This is a genomic window from Paenibacillus marinisediminis (assembly GCF_054343325.1).
The window spans coordinates 532,095-546,159 of record NZ_JBTGUH010000002.1; the positions used below are offsets into that span (position 1 = coordinate 532,095).

General features: G+C 44.3%; 16 protein-coding genes. All 16 read right to left on the reverse strand.

Annotated features, from left to right (window positions below; genetic code table 11):
* Positions 1 to 41: 41 nt before the first annotated feature.
* Complete coding sequence (locus tag ACXX53_RS08150; RefSeq protein WP_458568127.1) at positions 42 to 608, reverse strand: hypothetical protein; 567 nt, start codon at positions 606 to 608, stop codon at positions 42 to 44.
* Positions 609 to 783: 175 nt separating this feature from the next.
* The gene (gene thyX / locus ACXX53_RS08155) at positions 784 to 1,491 is read right to left on the reverse strand and encodes an FAD-dependent thymidylate synthase (protein ID WP_458568128.1); all 708 of its coding nucleotides are present in this window, start codon (positions 1,489 to 1,491) and stop codon (positions 784 to 786) included.
* Between the two features lie 51 nt (positions 1,492 to 1,542).
* Entirely contained in the window at positions 1,543 to 2,463 is a 921-nt protein-coding gene (locus ACXX53_RS08160) for a sugar phosphate isomerase/epimerase (protein WP_458568129.1), read from the reverse strand.
* 201 nt (positions 2,464 to 2,664) lie between these two features.
* Positions 2,665 to 3,162 (reverse strand): DUF1854 domain-containing protein, encoded by a 498-nt coding sequence (locus ACXX53_RS08165; RefSeq protein WP_458568130.1) that lies wholly within the window; start codon positions 3,160 to 3,162, stop codon positions 2,665 to 2,667.
* A complete protein-coding gene (locus tag ACXX53_RS08170) occupies positions 3,162 to 5,351 on the reverse strand; it encodes an ABC transporter ATP-binding protein (protein WP_458568131.1) in 2,190 nt (729 codons plus the stop codon). The genes ACXX53_RS08165 and ACXX53_RS08170 overlap by 1 nt, the downstream gene beginning before the upstream one ends.
* A 197-nt stretch (positions 5,352 to 5,548) precedes the next feature.
* Positions 5,549 to 6,295 (reverse strand): GNAT family N-acetyltransferase, encoded by a 747-nt coding sequence (locus ACXX53_RS08175; protein WP_458568375.1) that lies wholly within the window; start codon positions 6,293 to 6,295, stop codon positions 5,549 to 5,551.
* A gap of 149 nt (positions 6,296 to 6,444) precedes the next feature.
* The gene (locus tag ACXX53_RS08180) at positions 6,445 to 6,990 is read right to left on the reverse strand and encodes a GNAT family N-acetyltransferase (RefSeq protein WP_458568132.1); all 546 of its coding nucleotides are present in this window, start codon (positions 6,988 to 6,990) and stop codon (positions 6,445 to 6,447) included.
* A gap of 240 nt (positions 6,991 to 7,230) precedes the next feature.
* Entirely contained in the window at positions 7,231 to 7,770 is a 540-nt protein-coding gene (locus ACXX53_RS08185; protein ID WP_458568133.1) for an NUDIX hydrolase, read from the reverse strand.
* On the reverse strand, positions 7,767 to 8,255 hold the full coding sequence (locus ACXX53_RS08190; protein WP_458568134.1) for a GNAT family N-acetyltransferase: 489 nt from the start codon (positions 8,253 to 8,255) through the stop codon (positions 7,767 to 7,769). Before ACXX53_RS08190 ends, ACXX53_RS08185 begins: the two co-directional genes overlap by 4 nt.
* A gap of 62 nt (positions 8,256 to 8,317) precedes the next feature.
* Positions 8,318 to 9,211, reverse strand: coding sequence for a phosphotransferase (locus ACXX53_RS08195; RefSeq protein ID WP_458568135.1), 894 nt, complete (start codon positions 9,209 to 9,211; stop codon positions 8,318 to 8,320).
* Between the two features lie 45 nt (positions 9,212 to 9,256).
* A complete protein-coding gene (locus ACXX53_RS08200; RefSeq protein WP_458568136.1) occupies positions 9,257 to 9,724 on the reverse strand; it encodes a hypothetical protein in 468 nt (155 codons plus the stop codon).
* Between the two features lie 119 nt (positions 9,725 to 9,843).
* A complete protein-coding gene (locus tag ACXX53_RS08205; RefSeq protein ID WP_458568137.1) occupies positions 9,844 to 10,728 on the reverse strand; it encodes a PhzF family phenazine biosynthesis protein in 885 nt (294 codons plus the stop codon).
* A gap of 26 nt (positions 10,729 to 10,754) precedes the next feature.
* Complete coding sequence (locus tag ACXX53_RS08210; protein WP_458568138.1) at positions 10,755 to 12,224, reverse strand: serine hydrolase domain-containing protein; 1,470 nt, start codon at positions 12,222 to 12,224, stop codon at positions 10,755 to 10,757.
* Positions 12,225 to 12,265: 41 nt separating this feature from the next.
* Positions 12,266 to 12,616: a hypothetical protein gene (locus ACXX53_RS08215; RefSeq protein WP_458568139.1), complete on the reverse strand. Its 351-nt coding sequence runs from the start codon at positions 12,614 to 12,616 to the stop codon at positions 12,266 to 12,268.
* A 26-nt stretch (positions 12,617 to 12,642) separates the two neighbouring features.
* Positions 12,643 to 13,284: an HD domain-containing protein gene (locus tag ACXX53_RS08220; RefSeq protein ID WP_458568140.1), complete on the reverse strand. Its 642-nt coding sequence runs from the start codon at positions 13,282 to 13,284 to the stop codon at positions 12,643 to 12,645.
* Between the two features lie 165 nt (positions 13,285 to 13,449).
* Positions 13,450 to 14,040 (reverse strand): CDP-diacylglycerol--glycerol-3-phosphate 3-phosphatidyltransferase, encoded by a 591-nt coding sequence (pgsA, locus tag ACXX53_RS08225; protein ID WP_458568141.1) that lies wholly within the window; start codon positions 14,038 to 14,040, stop codon positions 13,450 to 13,452.
* Between the last annotated feature and the right edge of the window lie 25 nt (positions 14,041 to 14,065).

Genomic DNA, 14,065 nt, shown 5'->3' on the forward strand with positions numbered 1-14,065 from the left:
AACAGCGTCCTTTTTTCTATGTTCGCACACAAGAAGCATTATTATTTCCATTCCAGCTTCTTAATCCAGTAGGTCGGTGAATCCATGGGCTCTGTCACGACGTGTATATAGAATATTTCCACATCATTGCGGTGAACATCGTTTCCGAGATTAAACGGAATCTCATATTGATCAGAGAGTTCGATCGAATAGGAACTGCAAGATGTATTCTGATTCAGGTCGCTGGACAGCAATTCTTTCTCTGCTCGTTTAAGTATCCCATCCTTTTGTGCCTCAAGGCTTGGGAGTTCTATCGAAACATAATCATCGGTTTGCTTGAAACAAAAAGTAATAATATCTTGCCCATAGGAGTAGTAATCAGATCGATTTATCCACTTGCCTGCAACCTTGTAGTGATCCCCAGTGCTTTTAACATTAATTGACAACGAATTCGGGACAGAATTATAAGAGATCCAACGAAAGATGAGGAACGGTACCAGCATCGCGATAATCGGGATTACGATTAGCATCATTGAAAGTACTTTATTCTTCTTATAGCTGAATACACCGATCATAATTGAAGTGAACAGCAGCACCATAATAAGTAATACGATAATTACTAGACTCATATCTTAATCACCCCCTCTATCAAGGAACAGTTTCTATTCTGCAACCATGTAGGTTTCTAGAGGCTTACAATATTTTGACTGAGATACTCGTTGCATATTGCTTTATCAACGGATGAATCGGATCCAGCCGCCGATATTCACTATCATAGACCGGATCATTTCAACTATTCAGTAATTAATGATGGTTCATCAATTCAGGAATTGAATTAGGGAACAAGGATTGAATATGCTCTAACACGGCTTTTGCATAATCTTGAATTTCCTTCTGGGCGTCATGCTCCAATCTTTGATTCAGAAAATGACAAACGGATTGCAAGGAAGCAGTCCAATACCATCTCACATACATGCCGTATGAAGGTAAAAACAGCCTAGCCTGCTCAGCACATACACCATCATTTAATGCGGCTTCGTATTTATGTATACCTTCTTCGATATAAGCCGACAACTCATCGGATAGCTTGGTTCCCAGTTGCTCAGGCAGAACTTCCCCGCTTCCTTGCTTCGAATTCGCAGGCTTGCTTCTCCATTCATCTGCAGATGGGATGTAGAAAGTCGGTTCCTCCGTAATATATCTGCGGCTAGATTCATTCCAGCCTTCCAGAGTATCGCCAGTGCCTTCCATATGCGCAGAGCCAATCACATACTTCCACCATTGTCTAGCGACCATTAATGGAGCATAGATCTCAAATTGAACCATCGCATGGCGAAATGGGGATGTATGCCCCTCTCTAGCAAGAAATTGAATCAACCGAATATCCTTATTGTCCAATTCAGTGGATTCCTTCGCATAGGACACTCGAGCGGCATTGACGATCGTTAAGTCTGAACCCATGTGGTTCACCAGTCTGACGTAGCCTTTATCGAGCACTTGTATAATTGCCAATCTCAACCACTCCTTGTGTATAAATCTATCGCAGCTAATACTATTCTTGAACTATTCCTTGCTCTCCTGCTGAAAATCTATATCATTCAAAATATTGTCCACCCATTCATAACATCTCTCTAAATCTTCGTCACTAATATAATCGGAACGATGCTCGAAATGGATCCGCAGATGGCTGTTCTCTTCACGTATAATCGATAAATACTGCTCAATCGGCGCCCAGCCTTCCGATGGACTGAGCTCGGGAAGCACCGGAAAATGCCGCTGCACAACCTTGTCGATAAATTGACAGTTAGACAGGTGAATAACATCCGCGTATTTCACGAACTTCCGAATCACATCAACTGCATGAAAGTGCGGATCGATTCGATCCTGGAGATATAATCGAGCCGTATCCAAGCACAGTCTAATCTTCGGGTACTTTACTAGCCATGCTTCCAGCAGATCCGTGTCATAAATGTAGCGATTCAGCGCATCGAATTCCAACACGGGGATGAAGTTAAACTCCTCACTCTTGTCGGATAACCATTGGAATAGAAATTCACTACGTTCTATAAGCACTTCAATCGCATACTCACTTTCGTATACATACTCCAATGGATCCGTGAACCGCCATGTTGTCCAATCCACTCGATCGTCTAATATGATGGGCTTCGGATAATGGAAGAGAACATATCTCGGTTTCACGCTTATTAAGTATTCTAGCTCCCGCTGAATGAGTTCTAAAGAAGCTTGATAAATGGTTTCGTCCGATGATAGAAACAGAGCATCTCTCCATTCAGATTGGCCTGCCCTCAATGGAAAATGAATGCCTATCTCAAATCCATGCTTCATCGCTTCGTTCACTAAATTTATCGTATCCTCTTCCTTCTCGAAGAGACAGGCTTCTATTCCATGAAATGACGGTTTATAGTCCCTATGAAACTTGTTGTAATCAAATGAACCATATTGACCTATCGAATACTTGTACATTGGGAGTACCTCACGTCTATTGTGTAATATAATGCAGAACCTATTTATATTAAATTGCTAATTATTGCATAAAATAGACAACAACCCACATGAAATACCGTATATTACCACATATTAACATGAATTCACCTTATAATTAAAGGAACAATTTAGTAACAAAGCAAAAGACACGACCTTTAAGGTCGTGTCTTCACAAAATATCTATACGACATCTGTCAACTGCTTGCGGCTGTGATTATCCAGCGCCGTCCAGTCGAGGATTTCACATCGTTTGCCGTTGATATCGGTGATGATGATTCGATTACCGCCAGCAAATTGCATATGATCGTGTAAATTGCGCATCACCATGCGTGTTGAGCCCAAATTCGTTTGCAGCTCCCATATCCAGAGATCCGCCTTCTGCTTCACACTGTCTACGCGCTCTACGCGCGGGAGGAAGTAGCGGAATTGCAACTCCTTCTCCAGCTCCTTATAGCTCTCCTCATCCAATTCTTCCATATCCCGAATGATGCCCAGCTCTTCATCCTTGGCGTTGCGAATGGAAATGTGCTGCGTCATATACAAGAAAGGGAATGCCCGATAAACGATCAGCTCATCATACGGCTTGCCGTCGATCACTCCTTGAAAGACTCCGCCTTGCCCGCGGCTGAAGAATACGTTGGAAGAGTCCAAGAAATGAATATCGTAAGTATCTGTCATCAGCCTTCAACCCCCTTAATCTTGGACAGCTCCTTCTGTGCCTCAACAAGCTTAAAGTAAGTACCTTCCTGCTCAAGCAGCTCCTCATGCGTACCTACCTCAACAATCTTGCCTCGATCCAGCACGACTAATCGATCCGCATTTCGCAAAGTAGATAAACGGTGAGCAATCGCAAATGTCGTGCGGCCTTGAATCAAGCGCGAGATTGCTTCTTGAATCTGACGCTCGGTCTCCGTATCCACCGACGCTGTCGCTTCATCCAGTATTAGAATACGCGGATTATGAATGATGGCGCGAGCGATAGAAACACGCTGCTTCTCACCGCCCGACAACCGATGTCCACGCTCACCTACTCGGGTATCGTAGCCATCCGGCAGTCGCACAATATAATCATGCGCATTCGCAATTTTGGCTGCTCTCATGATCTCTTCTGGTGTTGCATCAGGCTTGGAGTAGGCGATATTTTCCGCGATAGTCCCGTCAAACAAAAATGTTTCCTGAAGAACAACCCCGATTTGATTACGAAGATCCGACTGTCCGATATCACGCAGATCTATGCCGTCAATGCAGATCTTTCCTTCGTCTGGATCATAGAAGCGGCATAGCAAGTTGATAAACGTCGATTTGCCTGCGCCGGAATGTCCAACAAGTCCGATCATTTCACCTGCCTTCACCTGCAAATCAACCTTTTTCAGAACAGGATGATGCTTCTCATAACCATAGGTTATATCTTCAAATGATACCTCGCCCTTAATCTCCTTTAATTGCACAGGGTTGCGAGCATCTGGCACTTCGGATGGCGTATCCATAATTTCGAAGATACGGTCTGCTGCTGCAAGAGCGCTGCTTGCCCAGTTAATCATCTGACTCAGCCATTGCAGCGGTCCGAACAGCATGCCCAGGTAAGAGATTAAAGCCATTAATACCCCGAGCTGCAGCTCCTGCTGAATAACAGCTGAACCACCGTAGAACCAGATCATTAAAGTTCCAACACCCGCGATCAATGAAAATAACGGAAATACCCCCTGCCACAACCCCTCAATTCGAATATTGTTACGAACGAGAGATTCGTTTACTTCTGAGTAGCGTGACATTTCCGATTTTTCTTGACCAAAAGCCTTTACAACACGAATTCCTTGCAGGGAGTCGCCGACGATCACATTCAAGCGAAAGATCGATCTCCACTGCTGATACCAGCGCCGTCCGATCTTCGGCCAGATCGTCATCGATACGATGATCATGATCGGCATCGGAATTAATGCAAATAAGGTCAGTCTCCAATCAAGTCCGAACATGATGATGAAGATGGCGAACAGGCGCAGCGTTTCACCTGTAACCCAGATGACGCCATCGGTCATGAACTGCCGCATTGATTCTGAATCGCTGTTCACCCGCCCGATAAATTGCGAGGTTTGGCGTCTGTCAAAGAAAGCGAGAGATAAGCGCATCAGAGAACTGTATACATCTTTTCGCAGATCTCCCATTAGCTTGGAGCCAACCCATACGCCGAGAAGACCTCTGACGGTCTGCATGATGGACATCGTCAGCATCGTTAAGCCTAAGCCTAGCACTACTAGCAATAGGGTTGAGGTCAAGCTGTCCGGCTTCAATACATCGTCAATCATTACTTTGGTTAGATATGGCGGTATAAGCTCGATACCGGTTGAAATGACCAGCAAGATGGCCGCGATCACCATTTGCACCTTATATGGCTTGGCGTAACGCAGCATTCGACCAAGTATTTTGCCGTTATTCTTACATACCGCGCAAGTTTGCGAGCCCTCAGCCAGCGGATTGTGGCAATTCGGACAATATCGCGGGAATTCCTTCTGCGAGGCGGCAGGAAGCTCTTCCTGCTTAGCCATCGCGCTCAGCAGCTTAGCGGCAAAGCTGAATGCTGCGGTTAAAGCCGCTGTATAACGCAAGATCACGACAGGCCCCTTCTTGGTATCGGCAAGCAGTGTGCCGCCTCCGATGCCGTTGACAGCTCGCGCTTCCGTTATATCGCTAACGGCAAGCTTCAAGGTGTTAGCGCCTTCGATGTTCCATACCAAGATTTCGTGCTCCGTAAATGCGATCCATTCCTCACCGAAATTGCCATCATTCCGTAAGTCGGTCTTCGCACTGAAGATCGGCGCTTCAGTCAAATGAGCTCTTAACTGGTCTGGCAGTTGTTCGAGAATCGACATGGTTCTCCTCCATTACTCCTTTACTGTCTTCGTCATTTTTTTAATCCGTATATACGCAATACAATGTCATGCTGCCAATCTTTTCTTGCCACAACTATTATACCTCCCCCTCTATTACAAGTTATGGGATAAAATATATATAATTGTTTAGTACATGAATCATATGTATTTACCGATTATCGCTAATACTACGCTTTTCAAACATTTCGTGTTTTAACGCGGTACCAATAGGAGTAGATCTCATGGTAATTGAATTTGGAGTATAATCGAATGGCTGCTTGGTTGTTCTTTACGACCATCAAATAACTTTTCTCTGCTCCCGCAGACCTCGCCCAATTCAAGATATGCAGCAGAAGCTGTTCTCCATATCCCTGATTGCGGAAAGTTTCAGCAGTTATGATATCGTACAGTCCAACATATTCGTCTTCGATAACTCCCAATCCGCATGCTGCAGGTTCGCTTCCTTCGTATAAGATGACATACTTGCTTCTGTACGGTGATCCAGTCAGTAATCTTCTCGTAATATCCTGATGGTTCGCAGATAAGCCGCTGAGTTCCGTTTGTACAGATAACCATTTCTCGTTCATACGGTTTGAGAACTCTACATTCTGTGTGGAAGGAGCTTGGAGGTGGTCTAAAGTATCCAGTACTCTTACACTGGTGTGATCGACAATCTGATAGTTACGCTCATCGAGCTCCTGGTCTAACGTTTCTGGTACAAATGGGGTAATCTTAAACACTACATTTAATCCTGCGCTTGTATACATGTCCTCACAATGAGCGATGTTCGTGCTCACTCCCTCATTGCTGCTGTTGAATATTGCGCTTACAGAATTCGAACGCTTGGTATAGCCTTCAGAGAATCGCAGCAGCCATCCATCATGAACGTATGTTTTTAGCGCCGGCCATGCGTTTAAGGCGTATTCTTCGATCTTTCTGTTCACAACCAGCAATATCTAGCCCTCCTCTAGAAATGATGAAGTGATCACAGAATAAACCTAAAAAGAATCGTTACCTAAATAACGATTCTCTCTGTGTTGCGATAAACAAATTCTACCATATCATATTCTGGATCATTCATCCATTACATTTGTTATTTCACACGCTTAGCCATCCAAATGTCTGGTTTCCCGATTCCGTTAGCATCTGGGAGAATCCCTACAATAACATAGCCCTGTTTCTGGTAGAAGATCGCAGGATGATCATGGCTTGCAAAGTTCTGTATGAAGCCAGGTATATCTCCATATACATCCTGTCCAGATAAGCTTGTCTGATCATATTCATCATCTGTACCAAGGTATATCGTTATCCCACCGCGATTCTTAACCTGCTGTTCCAAGTCCTGAACTAGCGCCTTACCGATTCCCTGATTGCGGTACTCTTGATGGACGACCAACGGATGCAGCTCCCAGACGTTTCCGCTATATTGACTGATGCCTCCGATCCAGCCAACTACTTTCCCATCAGCATTAATCATGACTCTACTAATACGCTCTGAGTCCAATGATTTTAGAACTTCATCTTTAGCAATCTCTAATGTCGGCCATGATTCAAAGCTAGCTTGAAGGATAGCTGCGGTTTGTTGAATGTAGTCTTGATCGTGAATAGTTAAGTCAATCATTTTCATACCATTATTCATAATTTCGGCTCCTTGATAAGTCTGACTTCTGGTTATTCACATAGACTTGTAACGCTTGAATAGCTACCTTGAATAACTTAATAAGATAAAACAATGCTATGATTCCTAATACAATTAGAGCGATTTGTAGGACAAACATCAGGATTGGAACAATCGCGCTCATAAAGTAGAAAAAAGAGTTTGGGTTACTGGCAACCATATCCTAGCCTCCATTCTTGTAATTTCATGCTTCAAGATCGATTATGCTAAAGTACTTGATCTCAGGGAGTGCGCTAATCTATACAGGTCTGCGATATCGTATCTACCTACGCTCTCCAATCGGCGAACCGCTTCATCGATATCGACTAGTTCTACCGCAATTACCTGTTCACCATCAGGAGGATTCAACGGTTCACCTACGATTTGCACATCCCCATAGCCTACCAATCGGACAAACTCGGGATGAGGAATGTGAGGTCTATAGGGTGCTTCAGCAGTTGAAACACAATTGAACTGACCAAATACGCTATAGCTGATCAGTTCAGCGCCTAGCTCTTCCATCACCTCGCGCTTAAGTCCATCGAGGTAGAATTCACCTGGCTCCAACGTTCCACCTGGGAGTTCCCACTGTCCATTATCCACTTGAAAGATGACGCACTTGCTTCCGCTGAACGGGATGATCGTCACGTTGCTGACCTTGCTTTCGTCAATTGTATCCGTGAAGGTGAATCGCGCCTGAATAACTCCCCACTCTATAATGCTTGATAACGCGCGATACCCGTCCAATTTCGCTATACTCATGCCATGCCCCCAGTCCCAACATCAAAACGTTTCATCTCGATGAATTCAATCGGCTGCCCGCTAACAGGACTGAAGAAGCTTATCCCTTTCACAAATCCCGCACGTTCATACACCTTTATGGCTCGCTCATTAAACGTAGCGACAATAAGTCGAAGGTTGGATACCTTAAAATGATTCTGCATAAATGATATACCGTTCATCATGAAGTCATAGCCTTGGCCGCTGCCTGTTAACTTCGGCTTCATCCCTAATCCGAGATCCAAATAGCGATCGTCCTCATAGACGCCTTGTGCATATCCTCCCGGCGCTCTTGCCGATTCTCCCGCACATACAAACCCGATTAAGTCATCTTTTTCATTTAACACATAGAAATAGTCACCGTTCAGGAATTCATCTATACTTTCCTGATCTCCATCCATGCTGTACATGGAATAGGGAGCTTCATAAGTCCAGTTCGAGATCTCTGCAGCAATCTGTGGTGTCATTGCATGATAAGTATAGGAGAACATTATTCATTCATTTCCTTTCAACGTATGTTAGTGAGAAATTATGAGAACAACGAGGGCTTTGCAAACCATGAACGCAGATCAACAGAACCCTGTACGCCTAGAATGCGGTATAGATAGCGATACGTTCTTCGTACCTCAGAGATACTTGGTGCTTCTCTAACACTTTGATATCCCTCTATAAATGGTATTGATGCTTCATGATCCAGAACATATTCGAGTGCAATAAAATCAAGCTCTACCGGCCCCAGTACATATGCTTCAGTATCTACGATCGCTGTAATGCGATCTCCATCAGATAAGAACTGGGAAGGGTCCATATCTACCAACACAGGTGAGAATGCTTCAGGGTCCTTTAAAGTCCCCATTTCCACTAATATATGAACTAATTCCTCTCGGATCTCTGAACTTTCTGCAAAGTAACGTTCCACAATTCTACTCATGGCGGCAGCCATATGCTTGTGAAAGCTGCTCGTCGTTCCGATCCTTCGATCGACCAAGTTGCCAAACGTATTGAACCGATGGCAATGGACTTCAGCCAACCATACTCCAAGCTGATAAAGAATCGAAGCCGGTTGACCGATAAACGACTTTAACGTCTGTCCCCTCATATGTTCGACAACGATATATTCACGTCCTGACTCGTATACCTTCTTCATAATCTTAGGAGCAGGAACAGTCGATATCGGTTGAAACAACGTATTCGCCGCCTCCATATATTGAACATGTCTCGGATCAATTCCGAATAAATACTTGCATCCCCACCAAAAATTATTATCCGGCTCGGTCTGCAGTCTAGATGAACGCACGATTACCTCATCGGAAGCCGTCTTTATATACCACACGTCGCTTGCATGACCTGAATATCCGGGATCAAGAGTACGAACTTCTTCAATATGGTCTTTCAGCAAGACTTCAAAAAAGTGTTTGTCCATATCATCAGTTGCTCCATGTTTACTAATAATTGTTTCATTCGTTATCTAAACCTGCATATTCGTATCGAAATCCTCTAGAAGCTTGATCACCCTGCTCTTATCAAGATCTCGCGTAATGAGTCCAAACAACTGCGAATTAATCCCTTTCAAGATCGGATTATAGAAATTGATAACTTGAACTTCAGCATCAGCGTAATTTAAGCCAGTGCCTTTAATTAATCTTTCTTCATACTTGCGGGAAACGGGGGATGTTGTAATGGAATGAACCTCGGTATCTTCGTCGCCTTCAATTACATATTTGATGAAGTCTCTGAATAGGATGCGATCCTTTTTTATCGACCATTTGAACAGCGTAATTCGATGCTTGCCTGGTCGTGAATACTTCCACAGCCCTTCACCGTTAAGCTTAAAGATAAGCTCTGTATCCTTATCAGCGGCTTTTGAGAAAAATGAAGTTGACCAGCATCCAATCAAATCCGAGGATACGAGATAAGCGCTTCGTGATTCCAGCATCCGCTTCACCTTCTTCAGCAGTGGTCTCTACCTCTACAGTATGATTGGACTCAGAAACAAGTTACTGTCGCCTCACTTCATTCGCCAATTAGCCTTCTTTTCCCGCTTCAACCTGTTTATTAGTACTCGACCTGCATTTCCTGAACAAATACCGCAGTTCCTGCGATAAATACATCCATACTGTCTTCATGGCGCACAACCTGTACGATCACTTTACCGTCCCTTCCGATCTCTATCCCCTGCTCGACTACGCAGTCTAACGATGCTGACTCATGATCTAAGAATGTCAGAACATAAGCCCCCATCACGCCTGAAGCCGTTCCGGTTACTGGATCCTCAACTGTTCCCGAATATGGAGACGAGAAGTGCCTTGCGTGCATCAACGCATTAGGATCGTAAGTTTCGAACGTTATTGGATGGAGCGAGGCCTTAGGGACTTCACTGCATAGCTCAGGAAATACGTGATTGTTAGGCTTCATGTCAACGAAAGCGCTTAAAGTTCTAATCGGTACGATTAACGTCCAGATTCCCGTACTCCCATACACAATCGGCTTGCTCTGATCGATGTCCTCTGCTCGAAGTCCGATAGACGCTGCCAACTCATCCACATCTCCTTGAAAAGGAAGAAACTGCGGCGCATTCTGCTTCATTTTAATTGTCAACTGATCGTTCGAGCGCTCGAGCTTGATGGGCAGGATACCTGCTTTCGTTTCGATCATAATATCTTCTGCCTCAAGCAGACCTCGAGTTGATAAAGCATATAGAGCTCCAACCGTCGCGTGACCGCACAGATTCATCTCGTGGCCGGGCGTGAAGTATCTCAGTCGCAGATCGCTCTGTTCGGACTTCAGAACGAATACAGTCTCATTGAAGCCCACCTTGAATGCAATTTCCTGCATGTCTTCAGCTGATAGATGATCCGCATTCAGCACAACGCCAGCTGGATTACCTTTATTCGGTTCAGATGTAAATGCATCATATTGATAGACTTGTATAGTAGGCATAGCGTTTTCTCACTTTCATCGTAAAATTAGTATAGACTTTCTTGTGAAAATGGGGTTGTAGTATGTAATCTTCCAATCGCTTGATAACTCTCCACACCGAACGACACATTGATCTGATAGCGAAATTCGATACTATCATTCAAGAACTTCAGTGTGTGCGTCACTACATATGGAGTCTCGATATACCTCATCGTTAGCTCCAGAGTCGTTGAAGCCAGCCAAGCTGCGTATGTTACGACTTCCTGCTCGTGATAGGCTAGATCTTTAATAAAGCTTCCTCTCGTGAGAACTGGCTTCGTTAAATCATACAGAAGTCGTTCCGCTCCGCGCTCTTTATAGATGGACTCTACCTCCACAAGATTGTCTTTCAACGAAATGTTGAGCAGCTTAAGCTGATGCGGATTGTCTTCCATAATATAGCATCTACCCATTGATGAAGCTACTAGACTCGTTAAAGACTGTGATATAGATATTGGATAAGACATATTGGTCAGAAGCTGCTCTAGCTCCTTGTGATCATTTGGGTCTAGAGCATCTTTTAGATCAATCCGCTCAATGATGTACTCATATATAAGATCTAGAAGCGTCTGAAGCTGCTTCATATTCTTGAAGCTCGTCGTCGCAGCTATGACGATATTCTGCTCTGGAGCGACAAAGCACAGCTGTCCAAAGGCGCCGTTGCCCATATAGCAACCTCGCCTGCACAAAAATAGCTGATAACCGTAGCCTTGAGCCCAATCCATGCGTTCCTCGTCTCTGCGATTATCGCTTTGTTCTTGGGTTGCAAGTGTGATATACCTTTCGGAAACAATTCGTTGGCCATTGTACATGCCTTTGTCCAAAAGCATCTGACCGAATCGGGCAATGGCTTCAGTGGGCATGTTGAGTCCCATTCCTCCTGCTGTCACTCCCATTGGACAGGTCTCCCACACGGGCTTCGATATGCCTAAAGGCTCGAATAATCGCGGCGTTAAGAAGTCAACCAGGGATTCACCCGTTACCTTCTCAAGTATCGCAGAGAGCATATAGGTGGCAGGAGTGCTGTATCGATAATAAGTTCCTGGTTGATGCTGTATGTCTAAGGACAGGAATGCCTTTACCCAATTCTGATGGCTCACGACATCCCCGTAGATATTATCATGATGACCTGCGTTCATAGATAAGAGGTGGTGAATAGTCATGTCTGATAAATACGGAGAGATCGATTCTGGCAGATCATCGGGAAAGAAGGAGATTACCTTATCTTTTAGGTCCAAATAGCCTTGATCCCATGCAATCCCAACCGCTATTGAAGTAACACTTTTGCTGAGAGAAAACAATATCTGAGGACAATCCTTGCGATACGGCTGCCTCCAGAATTGTGCAGTGGCTCTTCCGTTCTGCAGCAGCATGAAGCTGTTCACTTCTAAGTTCAATCGTTCCATATGATTCATAAATTGCAGCAAGGCTTTAGATGAAAGGCCATGATGCTCCGGGATATCCTTCATGATGTTCATATGCGCACCGCCTTTTTGTTCTCTTTATTGATGACATGCGCTCACGGCCCTGGATGCAACGAGTCATAGGTTATCACGATCGGCATCTTACTAGATTCCACTTGCAATAAGATGACATCCTGACGTTGATCTTGATACAGCACCATATAGGCCCCGTGCGCAGAACTATATTCAGTTGTCATATAAGTAAAGTCTCGGTCACTATACGAGAATGTGACATGAAGGGCTGCTGTTAATCGTGCTGTTGCCCGCTGTACGGCAGTGAATTGATGCGCCAGGATAATGATCAATAACGCTGACAGCAAGTAGATTCTAGTCTTCTTATTAGACTTCACAAACCATATTGCAGCTGCAATAAGCAACACAATTACGATGACAAACATCGGACCCATTCCGCACTCTCCACATATCAAATATTTTACTTGACCGCATCCCATTCGTCATAGAATTGCTGTAAATACTGCTCCATAAACTGATGACGCGATTGCGCTAGCTGCTTGGCGTATGATGTATTCATCAGATCTTTAAGCTTTAAGAGCTTATCGTAAAAATGCTGAATGGTTGTATCCCGTTCATTACTTACTGTATCATTGTCGCTGTCGTATAGCTCTGGATTATGCATGCTTCTCCCTTTCCAGCCCGAATATTGAAAGGTTCTAGCTATACCGATAGCACCGATCGCATCCAGTCGATCAGCATCTTGAACAACCCGCCCTTCCAATGTCGTCATCGGCGGATTAGTGCCTCCGCGATAGGACATGGTCGAGATGATTAACATGATATGGTCGATCAACTGACGATCCTCAATGTGATTCAGCAGCCAATTCTCAACCTTATGCAAACCCGCTTCTTTGCTCTCATTTAGCTTCTCATCTGCCACATCATGCAATAAGGCGGCAAGCTCACATATGTAGTTGTTCGCCCCTTCACGGTTAGCGATTTCAACAGCCAGCTTACGCACTCGATCGATATGCCACCAATCATGACCGCTCGAGTCACGCTCCAATTCCCTCTTTACATATTGCTCTGCAAGGCGAATGATTTCTGCTTCTGTGTTCATCTATAAGTACCTCGTTAGGATTCATTTTTATTGGAAATGCAACATATCCAGTTTGTTCATCACTTCGTCCGTTCTCAATATCCCTTGGATTCACTTCTTTATCTCCGGCTAACATCTCGAATATATCGAGAGGATACTCCGTCGTCTCCATGTACCTTATTTCCGTTACCAATGATTTATCTCAAGACGCTTATAGTTGTTCTTGATGTAATTAACACCTGAAAACACCGTGATTGCTACTGCCGCTAGCATCAGATAATAGTCTATCGGCACAACAAGCTTAGGCAACAACATCGATTCGTTCAGCATAACTGCCAATACGGCAACAACCTGAATGACAAGCTTCCATTTTCCATATCTATCAGCAGCAAGTGCGATTCCTTTTGCGGATGCAACGGATCGAAGTGCGGTAACGACAACTTCCCTTCCAATGATGACAAATGCGATCCAAGAAGGAATATACTGATGCTGCACCAGCAGGATGAAGGCTGCTGAGATCAGCAGTTTATCCGCCAGCGGATCCAGCAGCTTGCCTAGATTCGTAATTTGATTGTATTTCCGAGCGACATATCCATCCAGCTTATCCGTGACAGAAGCAATAACAAATAAGGCTACAGCAAGGTATACTCCATATTTCTCCATGAACTCAACAATAGTGAAGCTGTTAACCATCCATGCCGGATAACTCTGATAACACAACATAAATAGCGGAATCAATCCAATTCTTGCGATTGTGATCTTATTGGCGAGATTCAACACGCTTCACTCCTTAACGAATATG

Coding starts and splice junctions, on each gene's coding strand:
- ACXX53_RS08150 (WP_458568127.1), bottom strand. CDS start 608: ATGAGTCTAGTAATTATCGTATTACTTATTATGGTGCTGCTGTTCACT.
- ACXX53_RS08160 (WP_458568129.1), bottom strand. CDS start 2,463: ATGTACAAGTATTCGATAGGTCAATATGGTTCATTTGATTACAACAAG.
- ACXX53_RS08165 (WP_458568130.1), bottom strand. CDS start 3,162: ATGACAGATACTTACGATATTCATTTCTTGGACTCTTCCAACGTATTC.
- ACXX53_RS08170 (WP_458568131.1), bottom strand. CDS start 5,351: ATGTCGATTCTCGAACAACTGCCAGACCAGTTAAGAGCTCATTTGACT.
- ACXX53_RS08180 (WP_458568132.1), bottom strand. CDS start 6,990: ATGAATAATGGTATGAAAATGATTGACTTAACTATTCACGATCAAGAC.
- ACXX53_RS08185 (WP_458568133.1), bottom strand. CDS start 7,770: ATGAGTATAGCGAAATTGGACGGGTATCGCGCGTTATCAAGCATTATA.
- ACXX53_RS08190 (WP_458568134.1), bottom strand. CDS start 8,255: ATGACACCACAGATTGCTGCAGAGATCTCGAACTGGACTTATGAAGCT.
- ACXX53_RS08195 (WP_458568135.1), bottom strand. CDS start 9,211: ATGGACAAACACTTTTTTGAAGTCTTGCTGAAAGACCATATTGAAGAA.
- ACXX53_RS08200 (WP_458568136.1), bottom strand. CDS start 9,724: ATGCTGGAATCACGAAGCGCTTATCTCGTATCCTCGGATTTGATTGGA.
- ACXX53_RS08205 (WP_458568137.1), bottom strand. CDS start 10,728: ATGCCTACTATACAAGTCTATCAATATGATGCATTTACATCTGAACCG.
- ACXX53_RS08210 (WP_458568138.1), bottom strand. CDS start 12,224: ATGAACATCATGAAGGATATCCCGGAGCATCATGGCCTTTCATCTAAA.
- ACXX53_RS08215 (WP_458568139.1), bottom strand. CDS start 12,616: ATGGGTCCGATGTTTGTCATCGTAATTGTGTTGCTTATTGCAGCTGCA.
- ACXX53_RS08220 (WP_458568140.1), bottom strand. CDS start 13,284: ATGAACACAGAAGCAGAAATCATTCGCCTTGCAGAGCAATATGTAAAG.